Here is a 24,037-nt window from a genome sequence, read left to right as displayed (position 1 = left end):
GTATCATCGTTCATTTGGACTTGTTTTGGTAATTAGTGAAACTTTTCTTCAGCTACCCCGTCTATTATGTAGTAAGATTTAGTTCGAACGTTTTTTATGTGAATCTATTTTCGAAAGGAAGAGATGGAGTGAACAAAATAGTATGGTCAAAACATTCCGTACTCGTAGTAGCAATAGTGGCGACTTGGTTGACAACATATTTCGGTTATCTTACAAGCTTCAATATGAAAATCGATAATATAATGCAGGAATTCATTCTTTTTCTGAATCCTCTTAGTTTCCTTTTATTTGTTTATGGTATTGCACTATTCATCAAGAGTACGAAAAGACGCAACATTTATATACTGACAATAAGTGTGATGACTTCAATTGTTATGTTTAGTAATGCAGTTTTCTATAGATTTTTCAATGATTTTATTACCTTGCCAGTCTTGTTCCAAACGAGTAACTTCGGAGATCTTTCATCTTCAGTTACTGCTAATCTAATGGTCACGGACATATTCTTTTTCACAGATGTGTTCATAATCTTTTTGGCAATCAAATTTATACCTAAGACTGATCGGGTGGAACAATCAAATAAAATTGGACGTAAACTTTACTTCGTTATGACTGCTGCAGTTATAATGGTAAACCTTGGTCTAGCCGAAATGGAAAGACCACAACTATTAACACGCAGTTTTGATAGAGAACTTCTTGTGAAAAATATCGGAACATATAATTACCATATTTACGATTTGTTCATTCAATCCAAATCCCATGCTCAACGTGCACTTGCGGATGGCAGTGAACTAGTAGAAGTAGGTAACTATATTAATGCGAATTACGCTGCTCCAGATCCTGAGATGTACGGAGTTGCAAAAGGTCGTAATATTATTGCAATCTCGCTTGAATCCTTGCAGTCGTTTGTCATTAATGAGGAAATGGATGGACATGTCATTACGCCATTTTTGAATGAATTAACGAAGGATCCGGATACATTCTATTTCTCTGATTTTTATCACAATACTGGTCTAGGAAAGACATCGGATTCAGAGTTTATCATTGAAAACTCACTGTACCCGAGAAATGGTAGTGCTGTATTTTTCACGCATAGTGGAAACACTTACCAATCGATGGCGGCTCAGCTAGGTGAAAATGGCTACTTCACGAATGTAATGCACGCAAATAACCGAAGTTTCTGGAACCGCGATATCATGTACGGTGCTCTCGGTATCGATAAGTTTTATGATCTTGAAAGTTATACAGTCGGAGAAGGAGAAGCGGTCAACTGGGGCATGAAAGATATCCCGTTCATTGACCAATCGGTAGAGTTGATGAAAGAAATGCCGCAGCCTTTTTATTCAAGGCTGATTACATTGACAAACCATCATCCATTTGACTTGGATGAAGAAGATAAGCTTATTCCTGAATATACATCAAATTCAAATACGTTGAATAAATATTTCCAAACGGTACGCTATATGGATGAGGCAATAAAAGTTCTTTTCGAAGACTTGAAAGCAAGCGGTTTGTATGACAACTCGATTATTGTTATGTACGGAGACCATTATGGTATATCCGAGAATCATAACAAGGCAATGGGCATGTATTTAGACAAGGAAATTACCCCTTATGATAATGCGAAATTACAGAGGGTTCCATTGTACATTCACATTCCTGGCTACGGTAAAGGGAAGACAATGGATGAAGTATCGGGACAAATCGACTTGAAGCCTACCCTCCTACATTTAATGGGGCTTGAAACAAAAGACGATATGTACCTTGGTTCAGACATATTCTCGCCTGATCATGAACCGTTTACTATTTTCCGTGATGGCCGTTTTGTAACTGATAAAAATGTTTACGCGCAAGAGGTCTGTTATGATAGTAAAACTGGTGAAGAAACTGATATGGCTGAATGTGAGCCGTTTATCGAACGGGCTGCCACTGAGCTAAATTATTCCGATATGATCATTAATGGAGATTTACTTAGATTCAAGGAAGAACAGGAACAATCACCGAAATTAAACAGTAAAAGTAAAGAATGATAAGGTTCTGCACGGAACTTTCCGTGCAGCCTTTTTTTTAAGATAAAGTATAAGTTTTTTAACAGGGACAATGTCAAGCTCCAGGCGCTCTGGCTATAAGTCAAGCCAGCTAGGAAGAAGGATTGAACTGTGCATCCTTCCTAGGTAAAAGAACGCCGGTCCGTCTTATGCCTGTCGTATCTGGAACGGGACCTTGCGCTTTACTCAGTTTAAATACAGAAAGGGGGAGGCGCGGTGAGAAAAAGAATATTCATCTTTTGTGTAACAGTCATGTTACTAACGGGCTGTTCAAAGAAGACGAATGAAATTATCGATGGACCAACTGCCGTTGAACAACCAGGGAATAACGAACTGATTAAAGAGGAAGTAACTAAAACGTTAGTTGCTGATCCTTCGAAGTTCCATTTCGTTGCAGACTGGTTAACCGAGTCAAAAGTTATCTACGTCGAAAAGGTAAATGGGCATTATCAAGTGAATAGTTTTGATTTTGAATCAGGTCAGACAGACACGTTATATGAGGATGAATCTATAATCATCGACCTCCTCATTCATCCTTCAAAAAAATATCTATTATTACATACTAGTGATAATGCTGCATCTGCAACAATTAAAATCGTGACTATGGATGGTGCGGTACAAGATGAAGTTATAGTTGCTTCAACAGAGTTGGCGATTGAATGGAACGATACTGACCCCTCACTTATTCTTCTCACGGCTTTTCATCAAGATTGGACTTTTGATTTATTTATTTATAACGGAAAAGTAGAGAGTTTGGACCTGCTTGCGATTGAAGATCCATTCCCGAAATGGCTAGGTGAGGATAAAATTGCTGTAGGATATGTCGAAGGCCACGTACTTGATGGTGGAGAGATACATACATATGAACCACTTACTAAAAAGTGGGGGCAGCTAGATATTAGCGGTGTTGTTTACTTTGATACATATGAAGATACGCTACTCGTTGTGCGAATAAATGGAGACAAGGATGCGCACTACACCATCATGGGACAGGATGGGATGATTAGCTCGGAATGGACAATGCCCGTCATTAGTAATTATTCAGAGTGGGTAATACCTGATGTTGAATGGGGTTCAAGTGAAACCGTGTTCATACCCGCTCCTGACGAGGGGGGGCAACTCGATGAACTCCTATCACCATATCGACTTATTCGCGTTATAGAAGGACGTCAAGACGTTGTAGCCGATGATATCACGGCGGGTGTTCTTCGATGTTCACCGTCGGGGCAAAAGTGTTTAACTGGTTACTCCGCGGAAAAATTGATTGATATAAAAAAGAAAACGCAGACGACGTGGTTAACGTTTCCTGAGTAAAAATAAAACAAGCTTAGATGAGGCAAGTAGCAAGCTGCTGGATCTAGCTGTGAAATCATCTGCTAATTGTTACTCACAGCTCAAGACTTTATTAACTTTAAGGAAACAAAAAAACACCCTTTGTGTATAAATACACAAAGGGTGTTTTTGGTTGTCCAAATTTAGACTTACACTTTCTCGATTATAGAGTTGGTGGGAATCCTTGGAAAACAAGTGTAGCAATTGTGAAGCCTCCAAAAACGACTGCAGCTCCAAGATTGAACAGAATACTTAAAACGTTACGTTCTTTGAATGCTTGGACCGTACCGACCACCGCTAAAATTGCGATGAGTCCAAAAATAATCATCAATAAGTTCATAGGGAAGACACTCCTTTCAATAGGAACTTCTGCTAAAACCGCTCACGATCTGTTGTGAGCAATACAGAAGTCAGCACATACTGTGCAAGTCCGGTTTAGCGCTATTCCTCTTCTATTGTACTGTTTGCAATCAAATTTGTCGAGGGATATTAGTGACGATTGTTTGAAATCGTATTTCACATTGCGTAATATAAGTTGCAGGAGGTGCCGACCATGTTGAAAGTTAATACATATCCGCTCGGACCAATCCAGACAAACTGTTACATCATCAGTGACGAATCAGGGAATTGTCTAATCATGGATCCAGGTGAAGAAAGTGGACGTATTATTAATAAAGTGAAAAGTAAAGAGTTGACTCCTGTCGCGATTTTATTGACACATGCGCATTTTGATCATATTGGGGCGGTTGACAGCATAAGGGACCGTTATACTATTCCGGTCTATATCCATGAAGAGGAGCAAGACTGGCTGTCTGATCCGAGATTAAACGGTTCTGCCAAGTATCAAGGATTACCTGACGTCCGCATTAGAAAAGCCGATAAACTTATCAGCGATGAGGGAATGATGACTGTGGGCCCGTTCGAGTTTGAAGTGAGGCATACGCCCGGTCATTCTCCGGGGAGTATTTCGTATATTTTCGGACTATCTCGTTTTGCCGTTGTTGGCGATACACTTTTCCAGCAGGGAGTCGGAAGGACAGATCTACCGGGGGGGAATACAGGGGTTTTGCTGACATCTATCCATGATAAGTTGCTTTCCCTAGATGATGATTTTATCATCTATCCAGGTCATGGACCGTCTACAACTCCAGAAGAGGAAAAAGATTCGAATCCATTTTTGAATGGATTTTGACCAATATAAGTATAGAAAAACAAAAAAACAGCCAATAAAAAAAGGCTGTTTTTTTGTATGTACTTTTCTTTTAGTGGCCAGCGCCTGGTACGTGTATAAACGTTGTGTAGTAGCTGAATCCGACCATAAATATCATCAGATATGCTCCAAATAAGTACATGTACATCCGCTCTGTTAGGTTCAAATATCCAAGTAGCAGGAAGAACCCAGTGTTCGCAACAAAAAGAAGTGCGGCTGGCAGCATGTCTCCCATATAAAACATAACTGCGAATATGCCTGTCCAGAAGCCCATCAACTTGAACATGTTATCCATGTGTGCGTCCCTCCTTAATAAAACATTACAATAAGCTCCCATTCATTATAAGGGATAACGACAGCAGATGTAAACTCCAATCGTTCTTTCATTGTGACAAACACGTGTATAAGGGTGATTGTCACGAAAAATGATATTTGCTGTCGAAAAGTGGGGCGAATTTCAAGTATCGCCCTCTTTCTGGGGATACACAATTCGACTTTGAGGGAAATTATTCCAATACGTATTTGTAAGTCGTATACTGTGCCCAAGGATGAATTGCGATTTATCCGACTGGGTTGGATTGAACTTCACTCAACCCAAAAGAAAGAGGGGTGTTCAATGATTAAGAATGATAACGTCGTAGAACAGAAAAGTTTTCGACTATTAGAGAAAGCGATTAAGTACGAAGCGACTGACATTCACCTTGTTCCTATGAAAGAAGGATATGATGTGTCATTCAAAAAAGATTCAAGGCTGAACCGGTCCGGTATTCTTCCCCCACAGTTGGCGGGCCGCATGATTTCATTTTACAAATTCCTATCCTCACTCGACATTAGCGATAAGCGTAAACCCCAAAGTGGTTCTTTTCATAAACAGATACGAGGTGAGAATTATTCTTTCCGAGTTTCAACAATCCCTTCGATTCAAATGAAAGAGGTCTAAAACATCCTAAGGATGTATATAAACATGTACCATCTTCGATTCAAATGAAAGAAAGTGACCATTTTCCGTGGAGGTGCAGATCCAGTAAGTGGTCTGTTTTTTCTTGGACTGATTGCTTTTGAGCTTCGAGTCTCTTGATTTCTTTGCTTAATTTAGAAACTTCGTCAGCATCAAACCCGGAATCTATATAGAGCTTCGCTTTTTCTGGGTCTATAAGAATATACTTCACAGCTTCTTTCAAATTGTGCTGGATTCGTTTTACATTAATGAAGGGCTTGCTGCTGCATTTGTCCTTCTGCTTCCAATAACCTGAGTGTTCTAAGCTGTATGTGGTGTACTCCTGATCACCACTATTGTCGGAGGCGGTAGACTTACTGATGGTTAAGGTATTTCCACAATTTGCACAATTAATATCTATACCTCGCAGTATATGAGGTGATGCGGGATTCCAATTATACCTTCTTTCAATCTCGGCTTGTATCCTGTTAAAAGTTTCTTCCGTTCTTAATTTCGGATAAATATTCGGCACGGTAATCGTTTCAGCTTTAAATTTTCGTTCAAAGTCTCCGTGATACGCTTTGCGTTTTAATTTATCGACAACTTGGGAATCAGTCCACTCTTTGCCTTCGGCGGTTTTACATCTATTATTTAACTCCCTTGATATGGCAGTAGGGTTCAATTCTTCTGTTAGGTACTTTCCGTCAATGAACGGTATTATCCAGGCCTTTTTCTCATTAACTTTCAATATTCCGGTCGCTTTATCGTAGGGGTATTCCTCAGGTTGAGGACCTAGACTTTGCCTTCGCGAGTTCGCTGTTTTGTTCCGTGCACCATTTTCCGTAACATATCTTTTCGCGACCGTTGTGCTACCAGATTTTTAATATCAGATACGAATTCGTCATCTATATTAGTTAAATCCACAATACTGCCCGGCTCAGCTATTTTAACATCGTTATCTCGAAGTACGCTTTTAAGGTATTCCCATTTGACTGTGTCCAGGCGTGAAAGGCGATCTTGTTCGATGCATAGCACTATGTCCACTAATCCCTCTTCTATGGCGTCTAGCATCGCTTCCAGTCCATCTTTATCAAGTTTAGTTCCACTATCGGCATCTTTGTAAACGTCGACTATTTCCCAGCTCACACTCGGACGAGCATTAGGATTTGAGTGGGAACAAATTGGAATTGCGTATTTTGAGAAGAATGCGACAAATCATTTTCGACAGGATAACGGCTATTAAAAAGATAAAAGGCCGCAACTCTTGTCGGCCTTGAATCTTACTTAAAGAGAGCGTCAATAGCTTCCCAACTGTTCTTTGGTAACCAACCGTACTTGTTGTTCGTAACTTCGATTACCAATAACCAATCATTTTTATCGATAAATGAACTTAACGAGTTGTAGACATCTTGAGCAGTTAGGGGAGATTTAACCAGCCATGCTGATTGTTGATACTTATGGGAAGTCAATGAATCAAGCGCTTTAATTAAACCGCTGTAATCTTGTCCTTCTTTTCTTAAATCGTACGTTACTGAATAAACAGCCATGTATATCACCTCCTTCTATATTCCTATTATAGGAATAGAATTAGGAGATTAGCAACGAAGTAACAGATTATTGCTAAAGGTTGTGCATAATTAGACAATTGACGTCAGTAAAATTTTTTTATATTTCAAAATAACGGGGTGGTGAATACGTGAAAACACTAAACAGACACGATATTAAAAAACTTGAAGAATACTGGATAAACTATAATGAAAATATCAAACAATTAAAGTTTCGTGAATAGGAATTAATGAGTAAGAATTCCGATGATGAGAATAGCGGTGGTGGTAGTAATTCGGTTCGTCAGATATCTAAGCAGACTGAACAATTTGCTATCATACTGTTGGAAGATAAACTGCATCAAAATTTAACCACTGTCACAAATGTCGTGAAGAGCTTATATGAACAACTTGATGAAGATGCTCAATCAATTGTAGACAGACGCTATTGGTGTAGCGGAAGGGACTTTTTGGAATGGGAGGACATCGCGTTTGAACTCGGCATGACGCGCTATAAGGTGTTGAGAATACGGAACAACTTATTAGATGATACAGCTAGATTGATTGGATATGTATGATGTAGTAGGCATAAAATACGAAACAAAGGGGATGTGCAGTAATGAGTAACAACACTAAATCAACAGTTTCTTCAGGCATTACATTCGGTTCAGCTTTAGCTATTGCTATTTCTTGGAGTTTACACAAATCTATTTTATGGGCTTGTATACACGGATTATTTAGCTGGCTGTACGTAATTTATTATGCTTTGATACGTTAAATTAGTTCGCAGTCTGAACATTATCCATATCGAACTTGCTAGGGGTACGTAAGTTCGAACTAATACAATGTAAATTGATATTGTAAGTTGTTTCGATAAATGACTAACGAATAGTTTCCCCTCTTTTATACATTCGAACAAGCATGCTGTTAATCGTGGTGTGCTACTGTGCGGGTGTATTTTATCAGATATAAACGATGAGTTTTTTAGTCCCTTTTAAAAATTACCGATTATTTTTGTTTGATAATGTCGAAAAAATGATATAATATTAACGGAACGAGCGTTCTTTTTAGTCCTTTTGATATAACTATTAACCTAGTTAATGTATGATTGAATTATTAAATTCATACAGTTAAAGGGGATTAAACAAATGCCAGTAAACGCGAAAACACATGTAGTTAATCAAATGCTTGAATTAGATGATCTCTCTAAGATAGATATAGGGGTCCATTTGATAGTTAGAGATAAAAATAAAGAAGATTATTACTTTTCCAGATCAGTTGAAGTAGAAGAAAAAATCAAGATCTTTTTAAGGGATCACATAAGGAGTCAGCTATTACTCCTAAAGAATGACGATATGAACGAGCCTTTACCTGTCAAAGAATATAACCAAGAGTTAGCATTACCAGACTACATGGCAAGATTTAACCTGAAGAAATTCGGGGAAGAGAATAAAGCCGTAAAAAATCTGAAACTACTAAATAAGGCTATGGCAAAAGACGCTTTAGAAGATTTAAGCAAAGTTAAATTCCAAATAATCACCCTGATTTACGGAGGAAAGAAACTATCTTTTTGTTTTTACAGAGGGACTAAGAAAAATGCGAAAACAATAAAAGTGGCAATGTTCACCTCTAAGGAGTTTAAGGAAATAAAATCAGAAATGATTGAATTTGGAGGGAAAATAGCATTTTTCATGGATGATACCGATTTATATATAATAGATCCTAAAAGCTTCGAGTATGCATTCGATTACAGGGATCACATAAGCGAGATAAGCGGAGAAAACTTAGAAAAGATTACAAGCATGAAATTCTTTACAGATGAAGAAACCAGGGATAATTTCAAGAACGCATCGAGCCATCATTTGCTAGCGAGGGGCTTAGCTAATATCAAACCTGAAACCCTAAAGAACGTCGGAAAGCACTTCGGTAACAGAATCGAGGAGCTACGTAAAATTAAAACTGAACGGGATAAGATAAAAGATAAAGAAAAAAAGAAGTTATTCGAGAGTAAAATGGGGGAATTAAACAATTTAATAGATTGTATAGATTTTAAGAACAACTCTATAATCTTTAACGAACAGGATGACCCAAAACCCCTACTCCATTTCTTTCAAGACAAGATTGTCGAGTCGTTTTTAACAAAAGAAATTCGAGTGATGATAGGCCTGCAATGAATAGTCTCCGAGAGAGGGTGCGAGAATGTGGGGCAAACTTGAACAGACTTTTTTCTGGATAATTGCTTACATACCTGTGGTTTCAATAGGATCATACAGGTTTTTTTTTGAAAATCAAATCTCAGAGTTGACTATTTATAAATACGAGATTTCAGGGGATACAATAGATATCATATCAGTTATCACTATTCTAGCAGTTTCTATAACTATCTATATGAACACCCCGAAACTTGCATTACGTAAATTAGAAAGAAAGTTAGCGACGGGAGAAAAAGGAGGAGATTATCAGATAAAGCATTTTGAGAAGCTAAACTTAAACGATTATACTTTTTTCCTTTTAACTTTAATCTTACCGTTAATAACCGTGGACTTTTCATCACCTGTGAGTACGATAGTTTGTTTTTTTGTTGTTGTTTTCATTATTACTCTTCTTGTTAAGATAGACTATATTATTGCTTGCCCATTGTTTTTTGTATCCAGTTATAAAATATGGAGAGTTAAGATGGTTGAGCCAAGCATGAAAGATATCGAGATAGATGCCTTTTTAATTACGAAAATAAATGATTTTTTTGAGCAGGATTTCCGGGCAGTAAAATTGATCAAGAATGTATACCTATTAACAGAGAAGAAAAACTAAAAGCATCTCTTCGGAAGTGCTTTTATACTATTAGAGGATTTACACCATATTTAACGAATGTTGTCATGAAGGGGGAATTGGGATGTGGAAAAAAACAAAAATATTTATAACCGAATAAGTTTAATCATACTCGCTCTTTTATTGATAGTTTTTTTCACGGTAACAACAATAATTTTTATTTAAATTATGATTAGTGTGGAGGGAGGTGATTATGAAAAGTAAAGTTAAAAGCATGAGTAGAAAAAAATTGAAGAGGTACTTATAAAGCCTTAGTGGAATTGAATGATAATGAAATAGTAGACGTTAAATTTACTTAAGGGACAGGTAATAATGATGCTGTAGTTTTATCAGCGCTTATTCTTTATTAATAATATTACATAAAAGTCACGTCCACTCGGGTGTGGCTTTTTATTATGAAACTTTTCCCATGGATATTCGTAAGTAAGTGAAGGGGGAATATTTATGTGGCAAACTATAAAAAGAGTATATAATCGTATGAGTTTAATAATACTTGCGATAGCATTAATTTTCTTTTTATTCTTTTCAATCTTCACATTAATAGTTGAAGGTTTCAAAGGAAAACCAGATTCAATAACCATGATTTCAATTTTTGCTATTATTTTATCATTTCCAGGCATGGTCAATTCATTGGGTGATGAGTTTAATCCGAAAAAGAAAACTTATAAATTATCTTGTCGTTGTCCAAAATGTAAGTATTTAATTCAAATGGATATGAAGGAGGAATAAGAATACATAATTTAAGACATTTCATATTAGGTGCTTCTGGTAACGTCGAATTATGTTAGTGACAATCATTTCCATTCATACTATGATTGGTGTGGAGGGAGGTGATTTAATTATGAATCAGCAAAAGTTGCATCAAGAAGATAAAGAAACAATAGTAAGAGCAATCGCATTCTATTATGAAAATCACGTTTGGACAGACCTTCTTTCAAAAGATCATGCAGAAAGCTCTGATAAGGCAAACGATGAAGATTACAGGTTAAGAAGTGTAACAAATAAGCTTGGACTTAATTTACCAACAGAAATCCTGCAACGATTATAATAAAAGTAGTATATAAAAAGTCACATCTAACCAGGTGTGACTTTTTATTATGCTTTGAAGACTACATATCACACAGTCACAAAATAATCGCGGGCTAGTAGGTAGCAGCTACTTTAATGGAGTATCGTAGTATGCAGAAGTTAGCTATCATTAGGACTCGATATGGTAAGTAGTCTTGAAAGTATATAAAATTTTTTTAAGTCGCATCCAATACGGGTGTGGCTTTTTTAATAAAAAAATAATAGGAGATGATGATTCGTGTTTAGTAAAACAGTCGTGAGTGCGTATCCGATCATAATAACAAAATACAAGTTCTTAGGGATTCTCATTTACAAAAAAACAGAGGATAGGAAGGCGAGATCATGATAGTGGAAACATCTGTGGTGTAGCGCTGATTTTGCGCTACATGTATGGCTAACGGGGCAGGTTATAGTTGAAGAGTGTTGTTTAACTTGCGTTTAACAATCGGGCCAGATTGTTGGGATTTTGAAACGAAGTTAGATAATTCATAAGAAAGTAATTGTTAGGACGAATTGGTTACTTCAACAAACGGGCCAATTTTGTTGAGGATTACAGTTTTATAGTATTTTTTGAAATAAGGAATATATTGTGAAGAAATGTACTTAAAGTAAAGGGCAGTTTAGTTTAATTACATACAAATTAATGTGGGTAAATATTAAATAGAATTAATGGAGTGTGAATGGAATGGTATATCTAGCTGATAAACCACTAATAGTAGGGGAGAAAGTTGTTCTTAGACCCTTTAAGGATGAAGACTTTCCTTTTATAGAGGAATGCTTAAAGGATTCGGAAGTATTAAAACTAACAGGAAGCAGTTCGGATTTTGATAGGGAATTAATTCTCCATTGGTACAATACAAGAAATGGACAAACCGATCGCTTGGATCTTGCTATTGTTGACCAATCCCAGGACTTCTTAGTGGGAGAGGTGGTGGTCAATTTATACGATGAAAAAAATCATAGTATGAATTTTAGGATACTTATTGGGCCGAGGGGAAGGAATCAAGGATTAGGAACGGAAGCAACTCGACTCATAATTGATTATGTATTTAAAAACACTACACTGAACCAACTAACTTTAAGTGTTTTTGACTTCAATCCAAGGGCAAAGTATGTTTATGAAAAGGTTGGCTTTGTAATATATAGCATTGATGAAAACGAACTAGAATTCGAAGGTAAATGGATTGACTCTATTAATATGAATTTAACAAGAGAGAATTGGCTAAACAGAGAAAAAAATGCTTATTGAACTAAAAGGTGCGTTAATTTAACAATCGGCTGCCTTTACAGGGCAGCTTTTCTTACGATTAGTCAAGTATCTTAGATAACTTTTCTCATTTCCTCTGAAGAAATTTTTTCATGAACATTCATGCATTATGAGGATTTTGATTGTTGATCCACACCAAATAAGCCTAATGACTTTTCGTTTTTTCACAAGGCTTGAATATGTTAAAATGATGCTACGGCTATACTAGGGGGCTAACCTGTAGTCGTAGTTTTGATTATGTGTTACAAGAAAGAAAATCGTCTTTAACAACTTGTTCACGCATGCGATGGAGGCAACCTTATGACATTTATTGTAGGGTTGCGCTTTTAATTTATCGTAATACTCCACGATATGATTTCCACCGAATCGTCGCTGTTTAATCATGTTCTGAACGTTTAGATACATGATTTTACGCAAGTGCTTATTCCCACGTTTATTGATTTTATCTCTCGCTAAAAATTTCCCTGATTGGTATCGTCTAATATCGATACCTGCATATGCGTTTAGCTGTCTGTTGTTGTCAAACCTACGAATGTCGCCAATTTCCGCTATGATTCGGACGGCCGTGTTCGCTCCAATAGCAGGGAGACTACGTAAAATTTCATATTCTTTAAGTTCCTCGGCAAGGGACTCCATTTTGTCGATGCATTGATTCTTCTGAAGAAGGAGCTCTTGATATCGTTTTGCATATACACGTACTTGATCACACAGTACATCAGTTGAAGAGGCGGCTGGGTAAGATTGTTTTGCTGCCTTGAGTAGTTCAACTGCCTTTTCCTCCGCTTTTTTAACGGACAATCGTTTATTTGTATTGGCAAGTATCCGATTTTTAATGACCGTCTTTGATTGATTTATGACAAGATCTGGATGCGGATATAATTGTACTACGTTCAGGAATAGCTCGGATTTGGTTGTGAATATCTTCTCGAGCTCAGGAAAGGTTTCCTGAATGACCTTATGCATTCGGCTCCGGGCGACGCTCAATTCATCGTCCAATTCACTGTAATGCCTAGACATTCGTTTCAGTTGTCTGTAAACATCATCCGACACTGTTTCAATCCGTCTTTCGGTCGTAAAGTGTGTGAGTGCCAATTGATGTGCATCACTTCGATCCGTTTTGTGCATACGCAAAGAATCGCATTGGAGTTTTGCTTCCAAGGGATTTAAAAGACAATACCTGTATTTGTTCTCTATCATAAAACGTTCCAGAGGCCTTGAGTAGACACCTGACGCTTCAAATACGATGTGAGGATGCTCTCCATATCCGTCAATTAAGTCATCGATCAAAACTTTGAGTTCGATGAACTCGGGACGATTGTGCTCGATTTCTTTCTCCAACTCACACTTCTTCAGCGCGTTATAAACGACCATATAGCTCTTTCCCATACTGACATCAAATGCGATGACGTGTTTCATATTCACCCTCCTTGTGTGTTTTAAAGCCCTCACCTTCACCTTATCGATTCCCATTTCTTATACACGATCTCGATGGATCCAACATACTTAAACCTGATTCAAATAAGGGGAGTGAAGTAGGTCGGTTTTTTATACGGATTCAAGACCCCAAAGCTGCCACGACCTATTCTTCACCTCTACTATATAAAAAAATAGTAGTGCTAACCAATGCCTTGGTCTGCACTACTGATCTTAGTATGTTTCTTATTGAGTAATGGAGTTAACTACTTCCGTGAATAGGTGTTATGTAATCAGAGGCTTATGTAGCATACCAATCCGTTCAGCGATCAAATACCTTCTTGAACTAACGGGGCAGTTTAGTTGAGTAAAAAATGAATTATTATACGCATTCAAAAAATAGAAAGCATTGGTGCTATAACCGATGCTTTTTTTGACGTTAAAATCAGTGCATTGATGTAGTAGTTAAGTTGGATTATATCTTCATCCTTTTCGCAAGCTCCTGAGATGAGTCATGTTGGGAAAATGCATTAGTGTATTCATTATTAGGTCTAACCTTTAATATTCTTTCCGATTTTTGAGCAGATCTAATGTTCTTATCATTAATCAATATTTTTCACGTTCTACATTTTTCAGATTTTCGGTGCACATGTTATCAATAATTTTTTAGTCATAACAATCCTCCTGGCATATTTTGGGGTTACTCCATGGTTCGACTCGGAAAAAGGTTTTCAAATACTCAACCAAATTATCATGTGTCGATATATGGTATACTAATAGAAAAATTATCAAAAATATCAATTTTATTAGGAGGTTAGACATGCTTGCTCAACCTTTACTAAATGGGACTATAAATATAGATCAATTACTAGAAAAATTATTGAGAGGAAAAAGAAATGAGTTAGATGCTTTTTTAACCGAAGTTAAAATTAATGAAAAATTACTAGGGACGGAAACAAATGTACACTGCTTTATGATTGGTCATGATGGCAATGATGTTCCAAGGGTAGAGCAATTGGCAATTGAAGTTGCAACAAGGGTTCTTGATTATGCCATCCCTAGGTCTGAAATTGAAAAAGCGAAACAACAAGATTTTCAAGATAATACTTCTGTTAATACAGTTAGGCTAAAGATGAAAGCTAAGAAATTGTTTACTTCTATTTCGAATACGGGTGAAGGTGGCGAAATGCTTTTATATATGCTCGTTCAAAGCTTTCTCGGTTATCCTCAACTGCTTTGTAAAATGCCGTTAAAAACAAGTAGTCAAGTTCATTATCATGGTTCGGATGGAATACATGTAGGTTTTGATGAAGTTAGCAAAAAACTAGCACTTTATTGGGGAGAGTCAAAGCTTTATCAATCAATCGATAATGCTATTTCGAATTGCCTAGATAGTATTAAACCATTTTTATATGATGTTGGATATGGAGCCACTGAAAGAGATATGCAACTTATCACCTCAAACTTGGATGTGATAAGTGAAGAACTTGAAGAGATTCTTCTTAAGTTCTTGGACCCTGCTGATCCAATGTATAAGAGGCTTCAATATAGGGCTGTATGTTTAATAGGCTTCGATGAAGCTGCTTACCCCACGGGTCCAAACCAAAAAGTAGAAGATCTAGTAATGAACGATATAAGTAAATCTCTTATCAATTGGCAAAGTAAGCTTAGTACAAAAATAAAAAAAAGGAACCCTCTTGATACGTTTAAACTAGAAATCTTTTTGATTCCATTTCCATCTGTTGAAGAGTTCAGAAAATCCTTTTTAGGGGGATTACAGTATGTCTAAAGAATCATTGGCAACAAAACTTTATGACTTGAAGGGGTTTAAAGACCTCTACAAACCATTGTTAGTTAAATCAGTTAGCGAACAATTCATTAAACTAGAAGGTATAAAAAATAGCGTTGAAATAGATTGGAGCTATCTACTGCTTTGCAGCAGTATTCTTGCCCAATCCTCTCAATCAGCACATCAAGATGTAGCGTATCGGATTGCACAGCATTGTCTAAATAGTGAGGAAACGGACGAATCACAAAAAAATGCTGCTATTTTTATTTTTGATTCGATGACAAACCACCCATCAATTCAATTAGCTTTAAAGAAGAATATCATTAAGGAAGATTATAAAGAATCAATTCCCCTGCCATTGAAGTTGAAAATGATTTCAAGAGGAATGAAATTTTCGTTATTTGATCAGGAAAAAAATAAGCTATTGCCGATCAATCGGTTTCAACATGATGTTATTGAGGGGTATAAACAGTCTACTAACTTAAGTATTTCTGCCCCGACATCTGTTGGGAAATCCTTTATCCTTCTTCAAATTATTAAATTGGAGCTTGAAGAATATCTAAGCAGTACCATTATTTATATTGTGCCAACAAGATCACTGATACAGCAGGTTCAAGAGGATATACAAGAGTTGCTTTTGGAAAATAAGATAAAAAATACTTATATTACGGCGGTACCAGTAATTCCTAAAAATAGTGATGGTTTAAATCTGATTTTTGTGTTAACTCAAGAAAGGTTACAATGGCTATTAGCTGACAGCCTTTTATTTGTTCCTGATTTGATCTTGGTAGACGAAGCACAAAAAATTGGAGATGGGTCTAGGGGAATATTGCTTCAACAAGTGATCGAAGAGATAAGGAGACGTTCCGATGAGTCAAAGATAATCTATTCGAGCCCAATGGCTTCAAATCCCGAAGTTCTTTTACCAAGATTATCGGATCAGAGAATAAATAAAATCATTGAAACTGAACAAGTAATAGTAAACCAAAATTTAATTTGGGCAACACAGGTTTATCGTAAACCAAAACAATGGGAAGTAAATTTATGCTCGGGTTCAGATACGACACCCATTGGTTCATTAACTCTTCTTGCAGCGGTGAAAGTAGATGGGAAAAGACTTCCAACAATTGCTTACATGTTGGGTTCCCCATTGGGTGGAAATCTAATTTACGCAAATAAGCCCTCCTATGCCGAAGATATGGCATATGTGCTTCGGGACCTTGTTGGAGAAGAAAATGAGACTTTCGATGAAGAAGTTCAGTCACTAATTTCTCTTGTTAAGAAGGTTATTCATAAAGATTTTTCACTTGTAAAGGTACTGTCAAGGGGTATTGCTTTTCACTACGGGAATATGCCCCTTATTATAAAAAATGAAGTAGAAGCGCTTTTTAAGAAAGGGAAAATCCGATATTTGATTTGTACTTCTACGCTTATTGAAGGTATGAATCTACCTTCCAGTTCCATTTTTGTTCGTGGACCAAGTAAAGGAATTGGAAAACCTATGGGTGAGGTGGATTTTTGGAACCTTGCTGGTAGGGCGGGAAGACAAGGAAAGGAATTTCAAGGGAATATAATTTGTGTAGATCCAGATAAAAAAGATGTGTGGAGGAACCCACCTCCAAGAATTAGAAAAAAATACGAAATAGAGAAATCAGTTGATCATGTCATTAGCGATGCTGATGAGTTAATGGACTATATTAAGCGTGGAACTCCAAGAGATGAGTTATCGGGAAAATTCGAGTTAGAATATGGCTTTGTATATCTACTAGGTGAAAAGATTAGACATGGTGAATTAAATAAGTCACCTTTGCTAAACCAGTATGATAAAAACGTTATTGATGAAATTGATGTTGTAATTAGTCAGAAAATGAGTGGAATTGAAATACCAGACGAAATAATTTTGAAACATCCAGGTATAAGTCCACTTGCTCAACAAGATCTTCTTGCCTTTTTTCGATCTCAATTACTAATAGAAATGTATTTCCCGATTGATCCTTATGACGAAGGAGCACTGGGGAGATTTATAAACATTATTGAAGCAATAAGTGAATATTTATCTGGAGATCATCCTGGAGCAACTTATCCCCACGCAAGACTTATTCATGATTGGGTGCGAGGGCATAGTTTATCAAGAATCATTAATAGAAATTGGAACTATTGGAAAGACAGAATAGATAAACCCAAAAAACTGGGCACAGTAATAAGAGACACCATGAGAGATATAGAAGAATACGCAAGGTTTAAATTTATTAAATATTCCTCCTGTTATAATGATATTCTTAAATATTATGTAGAAACTGAAGTGAACTCGGATTTGTTGAAAGAAATACCTAATATGAATGTTTGGTTGGAGTTCGGTGCATCAATCGAAACTCAAATTTCATTAATGAGTTTAGGGTTATCCCGCACTACCGCTATTACAATATCCGATTTAATAAGTAGGGATAACTTTACCCCAGAAGATTCTATCGACTGGTTGACAATAAATATTAGAGATTTAGAGCTTTCTCCAATTATGATGAGGGAAATTGAAAAGATAGTAAATTTTTATGAACAAATAAGAAAACAGTAATTGTTATTTTGAATCGCACAAAAAATGTAAAAAAGACTGTGAGGGTAATGGGATGACTACCACTGCAAAAGAAACAATAGAACAAATTCATGACCTCAATATAAATAGGGATGCGTACCACTCAATAAACGGATATTTTTATCAATTCGAGTTAACCTTACTCCATATCCTTGATGATGGGGCCACAAATGATGCATTTGAAGATATTGATTGCCAATCTAGCTATATGATTGAAAGAATCGAGGATTACGTTAAGTATTTTGATAAAGACGAAAAGAGTTTTATTAGAGTTGCACAAATTAAGCATCATTCAAATAAGGAAAGTCCATCAACCTATTATAATGCTGTTCTTTTTCTTTATTATAATTACTTGAACTTTATAGAAAAAGACTTACCTGATACGGAATATGTTGCAAGAATTTTTCATTTTGATTTATCTAAAGATAAAGGAAATGTTAGGCCTATCCTTGACTCAGCTTTCGAATCACATGAGAAGAAAAAAACTAAGCTAATAGAAGCTGACAAGGAGAAGGTAAAAAAGAAAGGTAAAGCAATCCAACGTAATGAAGATCTTTTGGATAAAATTTATAAGACGCGGTTAGACAGTGAAGAAAACAGAGTAGCCTTTGCAACTATTGCAAAATTTATTAAAACCAAGAGTCAAGCGGATGTAATCGAGATACTAAAGACTAAACTCAAAGAACGCTATCAACACCTCTCTTCGTTCAATAGCGATGAATTCTTGTATGCAGCTTCAATAAGTAAGTTAATTATAGAGGGGCGAAATGGAAACGAAATTTCTTTGAGCGAGTTGGATGATTATTTTAATGGAGAAGTAGAACAATTGGAAAACTTCTATGCTCTAAAAATAACGGACTATGTAAAGGGAATAATTGATTCAAATAGTATTGATGTCGAATTGAACCCGCTAGGTAGAGGTGTTTACGAGCATTACGAGAGGATATATATAGATATTGCTGGCTTCATTGAAGAGAAATTTAAAACTAGTGAATATCGAAACTCATTTCTATTATCTACAAGCCCTAAAGAAATTAGAAAGTTTGAAGCAAATACTTTAGATGAATATATTGCTTTCACTGAAGCGAGTGTTGCTATTTCAGAACTGTTATCTAAGCTTTCTAAAATCATCTACCACTATCTAGACACTGGTGAAGAGGCATTTAATTTAGATGAGTGGTTTGAAATTAATGACCAAGGTTGGCTATTTAAATACCCAGGAGAGCAAAGGGGAATAGGCGTGATAACTGGTAATTTTTCGTCAGATGTTTTCTCTTCATTACGTCACATTTTACCACGATTGAGGAATGAGAAATTAAGACCTGATGTTTGGTACGTTAAACATGATGATGATTTTTTTAATGCATCTAAAAACATGAAATATGATCACGATTATTCAGATGTTCCATTAGAGGGACAGGAAGATTTCGAACCATACTTTTGTGACCCTACCGAAGATCATTTTCACATACAATGTTTGAGATGTTTATCACTGGGGAGCTATTCTAATAATTCTAAAGTCCATGAGATATTTGTTCATGGTTGCAGAGAGGTATGAGAAAGAGTTGAAAATCGAAATAGTAAGCCAGTTTCTGAAAGATCATGGTTTTTCAGAAAAAGAGTATATACGCACATGGACAATTAGCAATGCCGAGGGAAAGAAAGAAGAGATGAGTAGGAATATCCTCCCTTTTTCTAGTGTTTTTGTTGACAACAACGAAAAAGAAATTTATATCATCGAAGAGAAAAGCAGTCATTTCACTGTTGAAGAAATCAATAAAATGGAAAATGATATCCTTACCTTTATTCAATTTTTATCAAACAAAGAATCTATAAAATATAACATAAACTTATTGCTTCTTTGCCCACTTAATGCAATAGATAAAACGGAAGAGATAACTAATTTATTGAGTTTTGAAAGAAGCAAATACACGTGTAGAAAAATAATTTTAAATACTGCTAATGCAGAATTTAATCAAGAGTTAGCGATTCTTCCATCTTTCCCTATAAGTATAAACAGTGACTTTTCCCGAGAAAAAGTTGGTGAATTAAAAGAGAGGATAAAAGAAGTTGTTGATGAGACTATATATCAAGAATTATTGAAAGAAAAAGATGAAATAAATCTAGAGGAAATACTTAATCATTTAACTATTGAGGATGATGTTCAAAGTGAATAGTAACTTTTTTATAAAAGATGTAGAGATAAAAAACTTTAGGGGTTACTCGAATCAAAAATTCGATTTTTTTGAAGGAAGAGAAAATTACCGTGGGTTAATATTGTTAGGTGGACCTAACGGGTACGGTAAAACATCCTTATTAGATGCAATTGAATGGTGCTTTACAGGATCGGTTCATAGATTGAAAGAAGATTATAGTACAAGAAGAGATAGTAATAACAAATTGTTAAAATCATTAATCAGAAATAATCCAAGTGATATGGAAGTATGGGTGAAGATAAACGTTTTTTTTAATAATGTGCAATTAGAAATAGAACGCTCATTTAATCAAACTGATGAAAGCAAAGCATTTGATCCTGAAAATAGCATCTTCAAAGTGAATGGCCTTTTAATTGAACAAAATAATACAATTGACTTTATTATTAGCAAATCTATTGCATCTGATTTTTATGAACGCTTTACATGCTCCTACGAGAAGAATATTACGATTTATGAAAAAAATAGGACTGATATTTATGCAATGTTTTCTTCCTTTTTGGGAGGTACGAAAGACATTCAAGTTGCCATTGGTAATTTAGATGGCGGGGGTGCAAATGAAGGACTCATAAGTAAATTAGAAAACAAAATTAATTCAGCTTATAAACCAAATTACAATAATTTGAAGGACGCTTATGAAAAGATGGCATCTAATTTAGATACATTACTTAAAGAAAAAGAGACAAGTATTGATATTGCTGAACTTATTAGTAATTATCCAAAAGATAAGGCGTTCGTTGATGAAATGATGCCCACCATGTCATTACATGAAATAGGTAATGATGTTGATAAGAAGTTAATTCAATTCAAGAATCAAAAAAATAAGCTAAAGAAACTAAGGTTTCTTAAAGGATATAGCACAGCCTATAACGAGTCTAAAAAATATAAAGAGGATTTAGAAAAAGAGAAAACATACACTGTTTTTAGTGAGAGGGTTTATCAACCATATAGCCTTAAAGAAGAGGATATACAAAGCATACAGGGGAAAGATCTAGCAACTATTAAATTCAAAAAAGAGAAGTTAGAGTCACTTAAAATAAATTTAATGAAGTTTCAGAACCCGACTAAAGACAGTGCTTCAAAACTAAAGGAACTTTGTCTGGAAGTTATTGATGGCGACGATGCCCAATTAGCAGCCTTTGTAATGGGTATATCGCAGTTCGTGACTCATGATTCACTATCAAATCAATTAAAAGGATTTAAAACACCTGACAAAGCACTCACGGCTTTGCGATTGTTAATTGATCAGGCCGAAGGATTCGAAAAACATAGGGAAAAAGAACACAAGGCATGTCCGTTATGCGGTAGTGAAGAAAACTTCCCCAATAAAGAATTAGAACTCGCGAAAGTGGCGAGGGATGTTTTAGGAGTAGTTGATGAAAAAAGAGCTGATCTCCAGAAAAAGTTCGATGATTGCGATAGAGAATTAAAAGAGACGTATAAGACATTTTATGAATATTTACTTGGCAAAGTTGAAAATACTTTATTAGAATTAGTACAAGTAATCAATAATTTCTATAATCTTCAATCGTATATCTTGGCTTGCGCTTCTTTCTCAATAGATATTAATCAACTTAATCAATCTTTGCTAGAAGCAAAGCAAGAGGATTTCAAGAATCAGTTAAAAGAGGAGTCAGTTCTTGTAACGCTAGAAACAACTATTTTGGAGCAATTAGTAACTGAACAGAGTGTTCTTTTGGCAATCACTAGTCATGATAACCAGAGGCAACAAGTAAGCATGCAAGAATTTAAAGCATTTAATGTTGCTGATAAAATCAGTGGTTTAACTCAATTTATAGATTATTATCAGGATATACTAGAAAGTACAGCAATTGAAACTGATTTAAATGATATAAAAATAGAATTATTGGTGAATAAAGTCGCTGCCTTGGATAAATTCATCCTATTGGTGGAGAATGATAAAGAAATCCTGAATATTTCTTCTGAAATTAAGGAACAAAGAGGGTTGCTTGAAGAGAGTGAAAAAATATATACCAGGAGTAAAAAGGAATTAGATGAATTCAAAAGGATATCAAGAGATTTAAAGCGTTTGAGGGTTCAATGGGATAAGGACCGAGTTGATGAAATAAAGGAACCTTTGCGAAAAATTTATAAAAGAATTAATAGACACACAAACATTAAGGATATTAATTTATTAATTGAAGGAAGAACGAATAAAATTGCTGGCCTATGGGCGAATACAAACGAAGATGAAGAGATATTTGCGACAAATATATTAAGCGCGGGACAATTATCTGTTGTTGCCCTTGCAATATTTATTTCTGTTGCGTTAGGTCAAAAAGAGAGTCCTTTTAAATGTTATTTTATGGACGATCCTATACAAACGATGGACGACCTTAATATCCTATCTTTTATTGATTTGTTGCGCGCAGAGTTGGCACCAGAAAATCAATCAGGAAACCAATTCATAGACCAATTATTTTTCACTACTTGTGATGAGAAATTGGAGAGACTCATCTCGCACAAAATGAAAAACTTCGGTGTGAATTTTTCACATGTTCATTTCACAAGTTACGGTAATTTTGAAATGAAAGCTTAAAAGAAACAGACGTGACCAGTCACGTCTGTTTTTCTAATTAACTTCGATGTCTTTTAAATAAAGAACCGCTAAGCAAATAACTTCTGGCAAAGTAGAGCCTTCTATTTTAAATAAAGGGGTTCTGTCTTCAGTGGATTTAACTAAGGTACATTCATATTTATCTCTGGATATCAGGACTTGAAAATTGATACTAATATCTTTTATTATCCTTTCAGATAAATCAATAGCATCTGATAGCCTTGTGCAATAACGCCATTGACCCAAATCATAGTGTTTTCGGTACCAATTTAGACCTTCATTTGTATCAAAACAATTGAATTTTAGTACTTCTTTTGCTATTAATAAATTTTTTTCTGCGTTAGTCATTTTCTTCCAGAGATATGTCATAGAAACCGACCCCTTTTTCTAGATAATACTAGCGTTTTTGGTTTACAGTAGAAAAGTTAACTATTTCGAGAAAAATTAGTGAACAAGATTGTTTTATAGAAATATATGTGAAAGGGCCATCAAATAGGAGGGCTATTCGAAGATTAAGGGGATAAGTTTAGAAATACAAAATGAAAGTTTGTAATGCAAGCGGTAAAGAAAATAGTTAGTAAGTGAAAAAGGAATAGCGAGGGTTTGCTCATGTCAGATATTAATGGATAATTTAAGATGCTCTTAAAAGGTTGATTACGACCACTCGATTTTACTACTCACGACATCTTTTTTACCGTCGAATGCCGAAAAGCTTACCAGGTAATTCCACTATATGCACCAACATGTGAAGATGCATATCAGCTGGGGAATAAAGCGCATTTATTACAATATTAAGGCGTAACGCACGACGCACATGAATGACAAGAAGCTAGTAAGTAACACGAGCTCGGTTGCCCCACTTCTCAGTGTAAAGTTGTAAGGAAAATAGGCAACGTCGGTATGTATCTATGGCTCCCGAATGCAGTAATCAATTATACAAAAAGTGTGAAGCAGTGAGGAGTTGATTACAGCCAATGAAATGTACCACTAGTGACATGTTTTTTACCACCAAGTGACATAGATTGTACCAGTGAGAGACAATACCTTTACCACTTCATACCTTTTGGATAGTTAAAGACAATAAATATACTTTTCAGAAATGGAAATTCTATACTTGCTATACAAACTCGGCTAATTCGTAATAAAGTCTTTATGCTGCAAACGGGACATTTACTTTAATAAGAAAAAACTTGTTGTTGTGCCAAAAACCAGTTAAAGATAG

The 24,037-nt window shown here is 35.7% G+C and carries 23 protein-coding genes; 16 read left to right on the top strand and 7 right to left on the bottom strand.

Features of this window, described 5'->3' with window-relative positions:
- Positions 1-128: 128 nt before the first annotated feature.
- Positions 129-2,027, top strand: coding sequence for an LTA synthase family protein (locus ACGLYD_RS09830; RefSeq protein WP_399632749.1), 1,899 nt, complete (start codon positions 129-131; stop codon positions 2,025-2,027).
- 234 nt (positions 2,028-2,261) lie between these two features.
- The gene (locus ACGLYD_RS09825) at positions 2,262-3,359 is read left to right on the top strand and encodes a hypothetical protein (RefSeq protein ID WP_187045096.1); all 1,098 of its coding nucleotides are present in this window, start codon (positions 2,262-2,264) and stop codon (positions 3,357-3,359) included.
- A gap of 181 nt (positions 3,360-3,540) precedes the next feature.
- Here the strand turns inward: ACGLYD_RS09825 and ACGLYD_RS09820 are convergent, their stop codons facing one another.
- On the bottom strand, positions 3,541-3,717 hold the full coding sequence (locus tag ACGLYD_RS09820) for a DUF2759 family protein (RefSeq protein ID WP_082786602.1): 177 nt from the start codon (positions 3,715-3,717) through the stop codon (positions 3,541-3,543).
- Positions 3,718-3,930: 213 nt separating this feature from the next.
- On the opposite strand from ACGLYD_RS09820, the gene ACGLYD_RS09815 reads away from it, so the two are divergent.
- On the top strand, positions 3,931-4,569 hold the full coding sequence (locus tag ACGLYD_RS09815) for an MBL fold metallo-hydrolase (RefSeq protein ID WP_354313945.1): 639 nt from the start codon (positions 3,931-3,933) through the stop codon (positions 4,567-4,569).
- Positions 4,570-4,639: 70 nt separating this feature from the next.
- Here ACGLYD_RS09815 and ACGLYD_RS09810 read toward each other — a convergent pair whose 3' ends face one another.
- Positions 4,640-4,882 (bottom strand): DUF2626 domain-containing protein, encoded by a 243-nt coding sequence (locus ACGLYD_RS09810; protein WP_067210178.1) that lies wholly within the window; start codon positions 4,880-4,882, stop codon positions 4,640-4,642.
- Between the two features lie 321 nt (positions 4,883-5,203).
- On the opposite strand from ACGLYD_RS09810, the gene ACGLYD_RS09805 reads away from it, so the two are divergent.
- Positions 5,204-5,527, top strand: coding sequence for an ATPase, T2SS/T4P/T4SS family (locus ACGLYD_RS09805; RefSeq protein ID WP_399632745.1), 324 nt, complete (start codon positions 5,204-5,206; stop codon positions 5,525-5,527).
- Between the two features lie 40 nt (positions 5,528-5,567).
- Here ACGLYD_RS09805 and ACGLYD_RS09800 read toward each other — a convergent pair whose 3' ends face one another.
- Together ACGLYD_RS09800 and ACGLYD_RS09795 are read right to left on the bottom strand one after the other, a co-directional pair.
- Positions 5,568-6,272 carry a recombinase family protein gene (locus ACGLYD_RS09800; RefSeq protein ID WP_399632743.1) on the bottom strand — a complete coding sequence of 235 codons (705 nt, stop codon included), beginning with the start codon at positions 6,270-6,272 and terminating at the stop codon, positions 5,568-5,570.
- A 44-nt stretch (positions 6,273-6,316) separates the two neighbouring features.
- Positions 6,317-6,670, bottom strand: a complete 354-nt coding sequence (locus tag ACGLYD_RS09795; protein WP_399632741.1) for a recombinase family protein — start codon at positions 6,668-6,670, stop codon at positions 6,317-6,319.
- Here ACGLYD_RS09795 and ACGLYD_RS09790 point away from each other — a divergent pair.
- The gene (locus ACGLYD_RS09790) at positions 6,657-6,767 is read left to right on the top strand and encodes a dUTP diphosphatase (protein ID WP_399633175.1); all 111 of its coding nucleotides are present in this window, start codon (positions 6,657-6,659) and stop codon (positions 6,765-6,767) included. The genes ACGLYD_RS09795 and ACGLYD_RS09790 overlap by 14 nt on opposite strands.
- A 37-nt stretch (positions 6,768-6,804) precedes the next feature.
- Here the strand turns inward: ACGLYD_RS09790 and ACGLYD_RS09785 are convergent, their stop codons facing one another.
- The gene (locus tag ACGLYD_RS09785; RefSeq protein WP_399632738.1) at positions 6,805-7,071 is read right to left on the bottom strand and encodes a hypothetical protein; all 267 of its coding nucleotides are present in this window, start codon (positions 7,069-7,071) and stop codon (positions 6,805-6,807) included.
- A 248-nt stretch (positions 7,072-7,319) separates the two neighbouring features.
- On the opposite strand from ACGLYD_RS09785, the gene ACGLYD_RS09780 reads away from it, so the two are divergent.
- The 6 genes from ACGLYD_RS09780 (at position 7,320) to ACGLYD_RS09755 (ending at position 12,214) form a co-directional block, all read left to right on the top strand.
- On the top strand, positions 7,320-7,646 hold the full coding sequence (locus ACGLYD_RS09780) for a hypothetical protein (protein WP_399632735.1): 327 nt from the start codon (positions 7,320-7,322) through the stop codon (positions 7,644-7,646).
- Positions 7,647-8,216: 570 nt separating this feature from the next.
- The gene (locus ACGLYD_RS09775; RefSeq protein WP_399632733.1) at positions 8,217-9,242 is read left to right on the top strand and encodes a Kiwa anti-phage protein KwaB-like domain-containing protein; all 1,026 of its coding nucleotides are present in this window, start codon (positions 8,217-8,219) and stop codon (positions 9,240-9,242) included.
- Between the two features lie 25 nt (positions 9,243-9,267).
- Positions 9,268-9,879 carry a hypothetical protein gene (locus ACGLYD_RS09770; protein ID WP_399632730.1) on the top strand — a complete coding sequence of 204 codons (612 nt, stop codon included), beginning with the start codon at positions 9,268-9,270 and terminating at the stop codon, positions 9,877-9,879.
- A gap of 462 nt (positions 9,880-10,341) precedes the next feature.
- Complete coding sequence (locus ACGLYD_RS09765; protein WP_399632727.1) at positions 10,342-10,626, top strand: hypothetical protein; 285 nt, start codon at positions 10,342-10,344, stop codon at positions 10,624-10,626.
- A 112-nt stretch (positions 10,627-10,738) separates the two neighbouring features.
- On the top strand, positions 10,739-10,945 hold the full coding sequence (locus tag ACGLYD_RS09760) for a hypothetical protein (protein WP_399632725.1): 207 nt from the start codon (positions 10,739-10,741) through the stop codon (positions 10,943-10,945).
- Positions 10,946-11,650: 705 nt separating this feature from the next.
- Positions 11,651-12,214 carry a GNAT family N-acetyltransferase gene (locus tag ACGLYD_RS09755; RefSeq protein ID WP_399632722.1) on the top strand — a complete coding sequence of 188 codons (564 nt, stop codon included), beginning with the start codon at positions 11,651-11,653 and terminating at the stop codon, positions 12,212-12,214.
- A gap of 222 nt (positions 12,215-12,436) precedes the next feature.
- On the opposite strand, the gene ACGLYD_RS09750 is transcribed toward ACGLYD_RS09755, so the two are convergent.
- On the bottom strand, positions 12,437-13,648 hold the full coding sequence (locus tag ACGLYD_RS09750; protein ID WP_342537653.1) for an IS110 family transposase: 1,212 nt from the start codon (positions 13,646-13,648) through the stop codon (positions 12,437-12,439).
- An 817-nt stretch (positions 13,649-14,465) separates the two neighbouring features.
- Between ACGLYD_RS09750 and ACGLYD_RS09745 the strand changes: the two genes are divergently transcribed.
- Genes ACGLYD_RS09745 through ACGLYD_RS09725 form a run of 5 tightly spaced genes read left to right on the top strand, consistent with a single transcriptional unit; the run spans position 14,466 to position 22,797 of the window.
- Positions 14,466-15,434 (top strand): DUF1837 domain-containing protein, encoded by a 969-nt coding sequence (locus ACGLYD_RS09745; protein WP_399632719.1) that lies wholly within the window; start codon positions 14,466-14,468, stop codon positions 15,432-15,434.
- Positions 15,427-18,006, top strand: coding sequence for a DEAD/DEAH box helicase (locus ACGLYD_RS09740; protein ID WP_399632717.1), 2,580 nt, complete (start codon positions 15,427-15,429; stop codon positions 18,004-18,006). The genes ACGLYD_RS09745 and ACGLYD_RS09740 overlap by 8 nt, the downstream gene beginning before the upstream one ends.
- A 52-nt stretch (positions 18,007-18,058) precedes the next feature.
- Complete coding sequence (locus ACGLYD_RS09735) at positions 18,059-19,582, top strand: hypothetical protein (RefSeq protein ID WP_399632715.1); 1,524 nt, start codon at positions 18,059-18,061, stop codon at positions 19,580-19,582.
- Positions 19,563-20,201 carry a hypothetical protein gene (locus ACGLYD_RS09730; RefSeq protein ID WP_399632713.1) on the top strand — a complete coding sequence of 213 codons (639 nt, stop codon included), beginning with the start codon at positions 19,563-19,565 and terminating at the stop codon, positions 20,199-20,201. Before ACGLYD_RS09735 ends, ACGLYD_RS09730 begins: the two co-directional genes overlap by 20 nt.
- Complete coding sequence (locus ACGLYD_RS09725) at positions 20,194-22,797, top strand: AAA family ATPase (protein ID WP_399632710.1); 2,604 nt, start codon at positions 20,194-20,196, stop codon at positions 22,795-22,797. Before ACGLYD_RS09730 ends, ACGLYD_RS09725 begins: the two co-directional genes overlap by 8 nt.
- A 33-nt stretch (positions 22,798-22,830) precedes the next feature.
- Here the strand turns inward: ACGLYD_RS09725 and ACGLYD_RS09720 are convergent, their stop codons facing one another.
- Positions 22,831-23,184 carry a hypothetical protein gene (locus ACGLYD_RS09720; protein WP_399632707.1) on the bottom strand — a complete coding sequence of 118 codons (354 nt, stop codon included), beginning with the start codon at positions 23,182-23,184 and terminating at the stop codon, positions 22,831-22,833.
- Positions 23,185-24,037 lie beyond the last annotated feature (853 nt).

The organism is Sporosarcina sp. SG10008, assembly GCF_044569405.1.
Taxonomy (GTDB): Bacteria; Bacillota; Bacilli; order Bacillales_A; family Planococcaceae; genus Sporosarcina; species Sporosarcina psychrophila.
The sequence above is the reverse complement of the archived record's forward strand: the minus strand, read 5'-3'. Positions and strand labels throughout refer to the sequence as shown.

Coding starts and splice junctions, on each gene's coding strand:
- ACGLYD_RS09720 (WP_399632707.1), bottom strand. CDS start 23,184: ATGACATATCTCTGGAAGAAAATGACTAACGCAGAAAAAAATTTATTA.
- ACGLYD_RS09760 (WP_399632725.1), top strand. CDS start 10,739: ATGAATCAGCAAAAGTTGCATCAAGAAGATAAAGAAACAATAGTAAGA.
- ACGLYD_RS09805 (WP_399632745.1), top strand. CDS start 5,204: ATGATTAAGAATGATAACGTCGTAGAACAGAAAAGTTTTCGACTATTA.
- ACGLYD_RS09815 (WP_354313945.1), top strand. CDS start 3,931: ATGTTGAAAGTTAATACATATCCGCTCGGACCAATCCAGACAAACTGT.
- ACGLYD_RS09730 (WP_399632713.1), top strand. CDS start 19,563: ATGGTTGCAGAGAGGTATGAGAAAGAGTTGAAAATCGAAATAGTAAGC.
- ACGLYD_RS09735 (WP_399632715.1), top strand. CDS start 18,059: ATGACTACCACTGCAAAAGAAACAATAGAACAAATTCATGACCTCAAT.
- ACGLYD_RS09810 (WP_067210178.1), bottom strand. CDS start 4,882: ATGGATAACATGTTCAAGTTGATGGGCTTCTGGACAGGCATATTCGCA.
- ACGLYD_RS09755 (WP_399632722.1), top strand. CDS start 11,651: ATGGTATATCTAGCTGATAAACCACTAATAGTAGGGGAGAAAGTTGTT.
- ACGLYD_RS09775 (WP_399632733.1), top strand. CDS start 8,217: ATGCCAGTAAACGCGAAAACACATGTAGTTAATCAAATGCTTGAATTA.
- ACGLYD_RS09765 (WP_399632727.1), top strand. CDS start 10,342: ATGTGGCAAACTATAAAAAGAGTATATAATCGTATGAGTTTAATAATA.
- ACGLYD_RS09780 (WP_399632735.1), top strand. CDS start 7,320: ATGAGTAAGAATTCCGATGATGAGAATAGCGGTGGTGGTAGTAATTCG.
- ACGLYD_RS09750 (WP_342537653.1), bottom strand. CDS start 13,648: ATGAAACACGTCATCGCATTTGATGTCAGTATGGGAAAGAGCTATATG.
- ACGLYD_RS09785 (WP_399632738.1), bottom strand. CDS start 7,071: ATGGCTGTTTATTCAGTAACGTACGATTTAAGAAAAGAAGGACAAGAT.
- ACGLYD_RS09745 (WP_399632719.1), top strand. CDS start 14,466: ATGCTTGCTCAACCTTTACTAAATGGGACTATAAATATAGATCAATTA.
- ACGLYD_RS09740 (WP_399632717.1), top strand. CDS start 15,427: ATGTCTAAAGAATCATTGGCAACAAAACTTTATGACTTGAAGGGGTTT.
- ACGLYD_RS09770 (WP_399632730.1), top strand. CDS start 9,268: ATGTGGGGCAAACTTGAACAGACTTTTTTCTGGATAATTGCTTACATA.
- ACGLYD_RS09820 (WP_082786602.1), bottom strand. CDS start 3,717: ATGAACTTATTGATGATTATTTTTGGACTCATCGCAATTTTAGCGGTG.